Annotated in this window: 9 protein-coding genes; 6 read left to right on the top strand and 3 right to left on the bottom strand. The window is 39.5% G+C overall.

Annotated features, from left to right (window positions below; all coding sequences use genetic code 11):
- A partial coding sequence (locus tag C1T29_RS24935) for a hypothetical protein (protein WP_231516517.1) occupies positions 1 to 183 on the bottom strand: 183 nt, incomplete at its 3' end.
- 39 nt (positions 184 to 222) lie between these two features.
- Here C1T29_RS24935 and C1T29_RS21315 point away from each other — a divergent pair.
- Together C1T29_RS21315 and tagH are read left to right on the top strand one after the other, a co-directional pair.
- Positions 223 to 1050 carry an ABC transporter permease gene (locus C1T29_RS21315; protein ID WP_026580192.1) on the top strand — a complete coding sequence of 276 codons (828 nt, stop codon included), beginning with the start codon at positions 223 to 225 and terminating at the stop codon, positions 1048 to 1050.
- A gap of 19 nt (positions 1051 to 1069) precedes the next feature.
- Positions 1070 to 2653 (top strand): teichoic acids export ABC transporter ATP-binding subunit TagH, encoded by a 1584-nt coding sequence (gene tagH, locus C1T29_RS21310; protein ID WP_103749300.1) that lies wholly within the window; start codon positions 1070 to 1072, stop codon positions 2651 to 2653.
- Between the two features lie 37 nt (positions 2654 to 2690).
- On the opposite strand, the gene galU is transcribed toward tagH, so the two are convergent.
- The gene (galU, locus tag C1T29_RS21305) at positions 2691 to 3569 is read right to left on the bottom strand and encodes a UTP--glucose-1-phosphate uridylyltransferase GalU (RefSeq protein WP_040081646.1); all 879 of its coding nucleotides are present in this window, start codon (positions 3567 to 3569) and stop codon (positions 2691 to 2693) included.
- A 246-nt stretch (positions 3570 to 3815) separates the two neighbouring features.
- Here galU and wecB point away from each other — a divergent pair, with 246 nt between their 5' ends.
- The gene (wecB, locus tag C1T29_RS21300; protein WP_069838599.1) at positions 3816 to 4958 is read left to right on the top strand and encodes a non-hydrolyzing UDP-N-acetylglucosamine 2-epimerase; all 1143 of its coding nucleotides are present in this window, start codon (positions 3816 to 3818) and stop codon (positions 4956 to 4958) included.
- Positions 4959 to 4998: 40 nt separating this feature from the next.
- Here wecB and lytR read toward each other — a convergent pair whose 3' ends face one another.
- A complete protein-coding gene (lytR, locus tag C1T29_RS21295) occupies positions 4999 to 5919 on the bottom strand; it encodes a polyisoprenyl-teichoic acid--peptidoglycan teichoic acid transferase TagU (protein ID WP_103749301.1) in 921 nt (306 codons plus the stop codon).
- A 182-nt stretch (positions 5920 to 6101) separates the two neighbouring features.
- On the opposite strand from lytR, the gene C1T29_RS21290 reads away from it, so the two are divergent.
- From C1T29_RS21290 to C1T29_RS21280, 3 genes are read left to right on the top strand one after another with little or no spacing between them, the layout of a single operon-like run.
- On the top strand, positions 6102 to 6407 hold the full coding sequence (locus C1T29_RS21290) for a putative periplasmic lipoprotein (RefSeq protein WP_071582068.1): 306 nt from the start codon (positions 6102 to 6104) through the stop codon (positions 6405 to 6407).
- Between the two features lie 24 nt (positions 6408 to 6431).
- The gene (locus C1T29_RS21285; RefSeq protein WP_208945556.1) at positions 6432 to 8552 is read left to right on the top strand and encodes a SpoIID/LytB domain-containing protein; all 2121 of its coding nucleotides are present in this window, start codon (positions 6432 to 6434) and stop codon (positions 8550 to 8552) included.
- A gap of 30 nt (positions 8553 to 8582) precedes the next feature.
- Positions 8583 to 10073 (top strand): N-acetylmuramoyl-L-alanine amidase, encoded by a 1491-nt coding sequence (locus C1T29_RS21280; protein ID WP_103749303.1) that lies wholly within the window; start codon positions 8583 to 8585, stop codon positions 10071 to 10073.
- The last annotated feature ends 100 nt before the right edge of the window (positions 10074 to 10173 follow it).

The following is a 10173-nucleotide window of genomic DNA, read 5'->3' as shown; positions in this document are numbered from 1 at the left end:
AGTAAGTGCTTCTTCGATATTTTCAACAAGCACTCCGATAATATTGGGGCGAAATCCTCGTGCTGCTTGTTTTGGGAATAACCATTTGTGTCGTTTTTTTCCTATTATAACAGGCACGCATTCTCTTAGATATTTGTTTGAATAGCAATAACGAATAAAATTTGTTACAATTAATCGGTGCACGAGGTAACAGCTATTATATTAGGCTAAGGAAGATAAATCATGAAAGCATTACTAAGAGTGTTAAAAGAACAGTTTTTATCGCTGCCTTTAATCATCAGGTTGGCGGCATATGAAACAAAATCAAAATATCAAATGAACTATTTGGGCGTGTTATGGCAGTTTTTGAATCCGCTCATTCAGATGCTGGCTTATTGGTTTGTATTTGGGATCGGAATCAGAAAGAGCAGTGAGGTGGTTACGGGCGTCGGTGAAGTGCCTTTCATCATCTGGATGCTTGCCGGTTTGATCCCTTGGTTTTTTATCAGTCCGACGATTCTTGACGGTTCAAACAGTGTATATAAGCGAATCAACATGGTGGCCAAAATGAATTTTCCAATCAGCTCTCTTCCTTCAGTGGCGATTGCGGCTAACCTGTTCAGCTACTTTGTGATGATAGTGGTTTATGTCATTGGGCTGCTTGGGTTTGGGATTTATCCAAATCTTCACTGGCTTGAATATATTTACTATTTGTTTTGCATGATTGTTTTTATGTTCGCTTTCAGTTTGTTTAATTCAACAATCAGTGTACTGGTCAGAGATTATCAGTTCCTGCTGCAATCGGCGACAAGGCTGATGTTTTTCCTGCTGCCGATTTTTTGGGATATTTCTACGCAGCTGGGGGACAAGCATCCGACAATGTTGAGCGTGATTAAGCTGAATCCGCTTTTTTATATTATCGATGGATTCAGAAATAGTTTTTTCGGCGGAGATTGGTTTTTCGAAGATGTAACTTACACGCTGTATTTCTGGGCTTTGACATTATTGATCTTGACTGTAGGTTCTATCCTGCATATGAAATTCAGAGACAAGTTTGTTGACTTTCTTTAATACGTAAGGAGATTTTACGATGAAACTAAAAGTTTCGTTTCGAAATGTTTCAAAGCAGTATCATTTGTATAAAAAACAATCGGACAAGATTAAAGGATTGTTTTTTCCGGCTAAGGATAATGGTTTTTTTGCTGTGCGGAATGTCTCCTTTGACGTGTATGAAGGGGAGACAATCGGCTTTGTAGGAATAAACGGGTCAGGAAAATCGACCATGTCTAACCTGCTGGCTAAAATTATTCCGCCGACCAGCGGTGAAATTGAAATGAACGGCCAGCCGTCGCTGATTGCGATTGCTGCCGGTTTAAATAACCAATTAACAGGCCGGGACAATGTCCGGCTCAAGTGTTTGATGATGGGGTTAACCAATAAAGAAATTGATGATATGTATGACAGCATCGTTGAATTTGCTGAGATTGGCGATTTTATTAATCAGCCGGTTAAAAACTATTCGAGCGGGATGAAGTCGCGTCTCGGTTTCGCGATTTCCGTGCATATTGACCCTGACATCTTAATTATTGACGAAGCGCTCTCCGTAGGGGACCAAACGTTTTATCAGAAGTGCGTAGACAGAATAAATGAGTTTAAAAAGCAAGGAAAAACCATATTCTTTGTCAGCCACTCGATCGGTCAGATTGAAAAGATGTGTGACCGCGTCGCTTGGATGCACTACGGCGAGCTTCGTATGTTTGATGAAACAAAAACGGTTGTGAAAGAGTATAAAGCGTTTATTGACTGGTTTAATAAGCTCTCGAAAAAAGAAAAAGAGACATATAAAAAAGAGCAAACGGAAGAGCGGAAGAAAGAAGATCCTGACGCGCTTGACCGTCTCCGCAAAAAAAAGAAAAAGCCAAAGTCGCTGGCCAATGCCATTCAAATTGCTATTTTGTCTATTCTAACTGTCTTCATGGCGGGAACGATGTTCTTTAATGCCCCGCTTCGCACAATTGCTTCGTTTGGCGCTATTCCGCAAAATGAAGTGAAGAACCATCATGGCGATGCAAAGGGCAAATCAGAGGAACGCTTAACTGCAGTCAATAAGCAAGGGTTTATAGCAAATAAAAAAGCGCCTGCTTATAAGGATCAGGATTTGAAACAGAAGGCTGACGTTACACTGCCATTCGGTACAGAGGTGACGGTAGCTGCAAAAGGCAAACAAACAGCGAAAATACAGTTTAATGGACAATCTTATTTTATGAAGAAGAGTGTTGTTGCAACAAACGTGAAACATGCTGAATTGCGGGCTACTGAATTTAAGCCTTATGTCCCGCAAACTGCAGCATCTTCCTATGAACAATTCCTAAAATTCTTAGGAGACAGTAGTAGCAGCATCCAATCAAAATTGAATGATTACACTGAGAGAGATACATCTGACAGCAGAAAGAAGCTGGATTTTGATCATGAAAAAATCAGCTATGTGCTGGAGAATGATAAAGCATCAGAACTGATTTTTCATAACATTTCTCCCATCACCCCGGCGTCACTATCCTTGAGTGATAACGATGTATTGTATGACAGCAGCAAGAAGTGTTTTCTTGTGAATACAACTGATCAAGTGTTTGCAGTCGATAATGAGGAGCATACGCTGACACTGATGCCGAAATAAAAAAAGCTATTGGATGAATGTCCAATAGCCTTTTTGTTTAGATTTCTTCTTTGTTTAGTAAACCTTCCATAAATGGAACGAGCTGCTCGCGAAGCTCTTTATCCTGCATCGCAAACTCAAGAGTGGTTGTGATAAAGCCTAGCTTTTCACCAACATCATAACGCTTGCCTTCAAAATCGTAAGCAAACACTCTTTGAATTTCATTCAGCTTCTGAATAGCGTCTGTGAGCTGAATTTCTCCGCCGGCGCCAACCTGCTGCTCCTCTAAGTACATGAAGATCTCAGGCGTGAATACGTAACGACCTAAGATGGCAAGGTTAGAAGGTGCTGTGCCTTTAGGCGGCTTCTCAACGAAGTTTTTCACCTGATAACGGCGGCCTTCACTTGTCAGCGGGTCGATAATGCCGTAACGGTGTGTTTCTTCTTCAGGTACCTGCTGAACACCGATAATAGAAGAAAGTGTTTTTTCATATTCATCCATTAATTGGCGCAATCCTGGTGTTTCTGCCTGAACAATATCGTCTCCAAGCAGAACCGCAAACGGCTCATCGCCGATAAAGTTACGCGCGCACCAGACAGCATGTCCGAGACCTTTAGGTTCTTTTTGGCGGATATAGTGAATGTCAGCCAGGTTAGAAGCCTTTTTCACTTTTTCAAGCAGTTCGGTTTTCCCTTTTTCTTCCAGGTTTCTTTCAAGCTCAGGGGAGTAATCAAAATGATCCTCGATTGCACGCTTGCTTTTTCCTGTTACGATAATAATATCTTCAATACCGGCTTCAACAGCTTCTTCAATTATGTATTGAATGGTAGGTTTGTCAACGATAGGAAGCATTTCTTTCGGCATTGCTTTCGTAGCCGGGAGAAAACGTGTTCCTAAGCCTGCTGCTGGAATTATGGCTTTACGTACTTTTTTCATTTAAAAGGCACCTTCCTTATGATCGAAAAAATTTATGGTTAAACTATTCTCTATTTACCCTTTTCATTATGTTTTTACACATTTTTATGATATAGGATAAACCATTTTTAAACAAGCTTTATCCTTAATATTAAAAACTCATATCATTTTATTTGAATCAAGGATGAAATGATTTAAAATACTACATTTTCATGTAGAATATGTAGTATGAATTTATTTACTATAGCAGAAAATCAGGTGACAAATATGAAAAAACTAAAAGTTATGACCGTTTTCGGGACCAGGCCTGAAGCGATCAAGATGGCACCTCTAGTGCTTGAATTGAAAAAATATCCTGAAATAGATTCCTACGTAACGGTCACTGCACAGCACAGACAAATGCTCGATCAGGTGTTAGATGCGTTTCACATCAAGCCTGACTTCGATTTGAACATTATGAAGGAGCGGCAGACACTGGCAGAGATTACGTCCAACGCACTTGTGAAATTGGATGAGCTGTTTAAAGATATCAAACCCGATATTGTGCTTGTCCATGGTGATACGACGACGACGTTTGCCGGAAGCCTAGCCGCTTTTTATCATCAAATTGCTGTCGGCCATGTCGAGGCAGGGCTCCGTACAGGGAATAAGTATTCCCCGTTTCCGGAAGAGCTCAATCGCCAGATGACAGGAGCGATTGCTGATTTGCATTTTGCCCCGACAGGCCAGGCGAAAGACAATTTATTAAAAGAAAATAAAAAAGCCGATTCTATTTTTGTAACGGGAAACACAGCGATTGACGCACTTCGCACAACGGTTAGGGACGGCTATTCACATCCTGTCCTCGATCAGGTGGGCGATGATAAGATGATTCTGCTGACCGCGCACCGCCGGGAAAATTTGGGTGAGCCAATGGAAAACATGTTCAAGGCCATCCGCAGAATTGTTGAGGAGTTTAACGATGTACAGGTCGTTTACCCTGTGCACCTGAATCCTGTTGTCCGGGAAGCGGCGCAGAAGCATTTTGGCGATTCGGACAGAGTGCATCTGATTGAACCGTTAGAAGTGATTGATTTCCATAACTTTGCGGCAAAATCGCATTTTATTCTGACAGATTCGGGCGGTGTGCAGGAGGAAGCGCCGTCTCTCGGAAAGCCGGTGCTTGTTCTGCGTGATACGACGGAACGGCCTGAAGGAGTGGAGGCGGGAACACTGAAACTTGCAGGGACGGATGAGGAAAACATTTATCAGCTGACAAAACAGCTGTTAACTGATCATGGTGAGTACAAGAAAATGTCCCACGCTTCTAATCCGTATGGAGATGGAGAGGCTTCCCGCCGGATTGTGGAAGAATTACTGTTTCATTACGGGTATAGGAAAGAGCATCCGGATTCATTTACAGGCAAATAAAAAAGAAGCTTTGCACATTGTGCAAAGCTTCTTTTTTGTTTTACTTTTCGAGGCTTTCCTTCAGCTCTTTTGTGATATCGGAAAGGGCGCTTTCATCAGCTTGGTAGTAGTAAATTCCATTGATTTTCGTGCCTGTGCCTTTCAGTTCGTGCTGTTTAATCTTTTTACGCGCGCCTTTGTAATCGGATTGGATATCCCACATGTCATCGAAGGTCAAGTTCGTTTTCACATTATTTTCAACGACTTTAAACATATCTCCGAATTTCGTGATGGATGAAATATTTGCGCCTTTATTAATGATTCCTTCTATGACTTGTCGCTGTCGGTCCTGGCGTCCGAAATCGCCTCTCGGATCCTCTTTTCTCATCCGGGTATAAGCGAGCGCTTCTTTTCCGTTCAGCGTGATTTCTCCTTTGCCGAACGAATAACCGTCATAGCTGAACGCGAATGTGCTGTTTACTGTGACGCCGCCAAGTGTATCAACAACGTCTCTAAAGCTTTCCATGTTCACTTTTACAAAATAATCAACTGGAACATCGAGGAAGTTCTCAACCGTGTCAACCGTCATCTGCGTGCCGCCGAAAGCGTATGAATGGTTGATTTTATCCATTGTGCCTTTTCCGATAATTTTTGTATACGTGTCACGAGGAATGCTGACCATATCGGTTGTATTCGTTTTTGGGTTAACGGTCATATAAATGAGCGTATCGGCACGGCCTTTATCGCCGTCGCGTTCATCCACACCCATGATTAAGACGGAAAAAGGATCCCTTTTATTGATACTGACCTCTTTATCCCTCTTTTTCGATTTATCAATGCTTTCATGAATACTTGCCACGGTTGATGCTGCTTTATGCCATAAGTAGTATGCATAGCCGCCAGTTCCGAGTACAAGAAGTCCGATAATCGTTAAAATTGTCAGTAATAAAGTTTTTTTCTTCTTTCTGCGTTCGTTTCTCATCCTTTGCACCTCGTCTGTTAAATTATTTTCATTATGAGTTAAATTTCCAGTAAATACAACTCTATTTAATACAAGAATGAAATCCTAAAATAGTCGTTTTTTATAAAAAAAAGTTTCACTGTTTCTTAAATTTTCTTTAAAATATAAAATAGGTGTCGATAAAACATAATGAGGTGAAAAAAATGAAAAAATTTATTGCTATGTTGTTCTTTATATTGCTTCTTTCGGGTTGCGGTACAAACCATGAAAAGAGTCAAGGTGAAGAAATGTCGAATGAAAGTATTGTAACAAAGGAAGGGGTTTATGTAGGACTAGCGGATACTCACACAATTGAAGTAACCGTGGATAACGAGCCTGTGAGTTTTGATATTACTGATGAATCGACAAGTGATCTTGATAACTTAAATAATGGTGATAAGGTCAAAATTAAATATGAAAAAAATGAAAAAGGCCAACTTTTGTTAAAAGATATTGAACTTACTAACTAAACGATGAGGAGGGAACTTGAAATCTTGAAGTCTTCCAAACGAATAATCTTATGTTTCTTTGCTGCACTTTTTTTAATCAGTTTTCCATCTATCACTTTTGCAGCAGACTCTAACATCTCAGTAAAGTTGACAAACTATATCGGAAATAAATCAAGCATCAGTCTGACTCCAACGGGGCTCTATAAAGTAACCGGTAATAATGTGGCCGTTACGGACCGATTTGGAGGTTCTTCACGGTATGAAACGGCAGCTCTTGCCTCAAGTAGCCAATGGAAGTATCCGAGTACTGTCATATTGGTCAATCGTGACACGATCGGTGATTCTTTATCAATAATTCCACTGGCAAAAAAGCTAGATGCTCCGGTTTTGCTAACTCATCCTGATAAATTATCTAAAGCCACAGAAGAGCAGATTGCTAGATTTAGTCCCGATAATATTTTGATCATCGGAGGGACAGCGAGTATTTCTAAGGATATTGAGACTAAGTTGAAAACATACGGGACGGTTAAAAGAATAAGTGGTAAGAACAAATATATGTTATCTGAAAATATTGCTAAACAGATGGGTAGTTATGATAAGGCTATTGTAGTCACTGGTAAAGTGTTTCAGGATGCATTAGCAATTGCCCCCTATGCTGCAGCACATGGATATCCAATTTTATTAACTAATAAAGATAACTTACCGGATTATGATTTGCCTAAAAAAGTCATTATTGTCGGCGGTACAACCAGTGTCAGTGAAAGTGTTGAAAAACAAATCAAGAAAACATCAACAGTACAAAGAATACCTGGAGCGAACAGATATGAAATGGCCGCAAATATTGTGGAACAACTAAACTTAAAAGCTGATAAAGCGGTTATAGCAAATGGTAAAAAGTACGCTGATGTATTAGTAGGTGCTTCACTTGCCGCAAAGAAAAACACTCCAATTTTATTTGTGAAGCAAGACACTGTACCTGATGTTACAGAGGATGTGACGAAAAATAAAGCAACCTATGCTTACGATTTTATTGGAAGTACAAGCGTTATTTCTACAGGAGTCGAGAAATCTCTAGCTGACAAATTTTATCTGACAGGTGGAAAAAGCTACAATTTAAAAATCAACAGTGGAAAACTGAATCTTGAAAACATAAAAAAATATGGAAATTCTATCAGAATAAAACCTGAGAAATATTCTACTTCAAACAGAATCAGCCTTAATGGAAGAGAGTACCTTGGTACAGTGAATTTCTCTATTGAATCTACCAAGTACATCAGACCAGTCAATGAAAACATACCATTTGAAGATTACTTAAAAGGTGTTATTCCAAATGAAATGCCCGCTAGCTGGCCGCTTGAAGCTTTAAAAGCACAAACCGTCGCTGCTAGAACATATTCTATTACTAAAACCGGTAGTACAGTAGCTGATACGACTGCTTTTCAAGTATATGGAGGATTTAGCTGGAATTCTAATACGACCAAGGCCGTTGAGCAGACAAAAGGAAAAGTCTTAAAGTATAACAATTCCTTAATAACTGCAACTTATTCATCAAGCAATGGTGGTTACACTGAGGCAAGTAACGAGGTTTGGACATCAAGTGTTCCTTATCTAGTTGCTAAAAAAGATACCAAAGATCCTCAGACTAGTTGGACACTATCTTTATCAAAGCAACAGCTGGATATGAATTCATTGGACACAAACAAACCATCTTCGTGGTGGTCTTCGGCTGTTGAAAAAGATTCATCAAGACTTTCTGGTGTGAAAACATGGATATTGAAAAATAAAGAAACGAGTGCAGTTGATGTAAAGATCGCAAGTTTAGAAGATCTGAGTTTTAGCGGAACTACGCAAGGACAACGTGCCAAAACAGCATCCATGAAAGTTAAGTACCACGTGAAAAATAATACTGGAGACTATAGCTTAAATAAAAGCACAACGATCACAATACCGACAACCCAGTTAAGAACTATGATCGGGACAACCGTTTTTAAGAGTACATATGTCACTATCAAAAAAGAGACATCTAAGTACACAATTATCGGTAAAGGGTATGGTCATGGAATAGGAATGAGTCAATATGGTGCAAAAGCAAGGGCGGAAGCTGGAGATTCATACAGCTCTATTTTGAAATTTTATTACCCAGGTACAACTTTGACAAGTTATTAATATTAATGGGCATATAAGGAGGAAATTTGATTGCGTTCATATATAAAAGTCCTCACGATGTGTTTTTTGGGACTCATTCTGTTTGTACCATCTGCATTGGCGGATAATTCTGTAAAAAGAGTCGGCGGTGACAACAGATATGATACAGCCATTCAACTATCCAAGCAAATATATTCAACAGCTAGCACTGCAGTGGTAGTAGGAGGTAGTGCGTATCCGGATGCTATTTCGGCTGTACCGCTTGCATATCAGAAAAACGCTCCCCTACTTTATACGAATACTAAAAAATTGTCTGGTGAAACTAAAAATAGATTAAAAGAGTTGCACACAAAGAATGTAATAATAGTAGGAGGAACTCCGGCAGTTTCCGAAAATGTAGCTAATCAAATTAAAAATCTAGGGATTAGTGTGAAACGTATAGGTGGCAGTAGCCGCTATGAAACAGCAGCAAAGGTAGCAAAAGAAATGAAGTCAACTTCTAAGGCTATTATTTTAAATGGTTTTGTATATGCGGATGCACCAGCCATTGTCACTTATGCGGCAAGAAATGGGTATCCAATTCTATTTACGCGAGAATCATCATTAAAAAGCGCAACAGCAGAAGCCATTAAATCAAATGGTATAAAAAGCACGATTGTCGTAGGTGGTACAGCAAGCATTAATAACACGGTATATAACAAACTACCTTCTCCAACCAGAATCAGCGGTTCAAACAGATATGAACTCGCAGCTAATATTGTTCAAAAGCTGAATTTGCCGACAAGCAATGTGCATGTAGGCAATGGATGGCTTTATCATGATTCAATAGCAGGAGCTTACTTGGCAGCGAGGAATAACCAATCTCTTATTTTGACGAATGGTAAAAACTTATCAGTGGGTGCGCGGAAGATTATAGGAAGCAAAAATATATCTAAATTTACAGTTGTGGGAAAAGAAGGAGCTATTAAGGATAAAGTAGCTAATCAGCTAAAAAATCCGGTAGTTGGTGAAACAATCTTTATTGACCCGGGTCACGGTGATCAAGATTCAGGAGCAATCGGCAATGGACTCCTCGAAAAAGAAGTCAACCTTGATATAGCGAAAAGAGTCAATACAAAGCTAGATGCTTCAGGTGCTCTTCCAGTCATGTCGAGATCTAATGATACATTTTATTCTTTACAGGAGAGAGTAAATAAAGCAGCTTCTGCACAAGCAGATTTATTTATCAGTATACATGCAAATGCTAATGATAGCTCATCACCAAATGGCAGTGAGACGTACTACGATACAACATATCAAGCCGCAAATAGCAAGAGACTGGCTGAACAAATTCAACCAAAGTTAGCGGCTAATCTTGGAACGAGAGACCGGGGAGTAAAAACAGCTGCTTTCTACGTTATTAAATATTCTAAAATGCCGAGTGTTTTAGTTGAAACTGCCTTTATCACTAATGCATCAGATGCAAGTAAATTGAAGCAAGCGGTTTATAAAGATAAAGCTGCACAAGCTATTCATGACGGCACAGTATCTTATTACAGATAATTGAAAGAGACAAATCTAATCGCAGATTTGTCTCTTTTTTATATGAAATGATTAAAACAAATAGTTCTTGTATATAAAATAGTAAAAGAGTGTTAACAAT

It is taken from the genome of Bacillus sp. MBGLi79 (genome assembly GCF_002953915.1).
This window is presented reverse-complemented; position numbering and strand designations above follow the sequence as displayed.

Excerpts from the sequence above, each read along its gene's own strand:
- galU (WP_040081646.1), bottom strand. The coding sequence starts at position 3,569 with ATGAAAAAAGTACGTAAAGCCATAATTCCAGCAGCAGGCTTAGGAACA.
- C1T29_RS21290 (WP_071582068.1), top strand. The coding sequence starts at position 6,102 with ATGAAAAAATTTATTGCTATGTTGTTCTTTATATTGCTTCTTTCGGGT.
- tagH (WP_103749300.1), top strand. The coding sequence starts at position 1,070 with ATGAAACTAAAAGTTTCGTTTCGAAATGTTTCAAAGCAGTATCATTTG.
- C1T29_RS21315 (WP_026580192.1), top strand. The coding sequence starts at position 223 with ATGAAAGCATTACTAAGAGTGTTAAAAGAACAGTTTTTATCGCTGCCT.
- wecB (WP_069838599.1), top strand. The coding sequence starts at position 3,816 with ATGAAAAAACTAAAAGTTATGACCGTTTTCGGGACCAGGCCTGAAGCG.
- lytR (WP_103749301.1), bottom strand. The coding sequence starts at position 5,919 with ATGAGAAACGAACGCAGAAAGAAGAAAAAAACTTTATTACTGACAATT.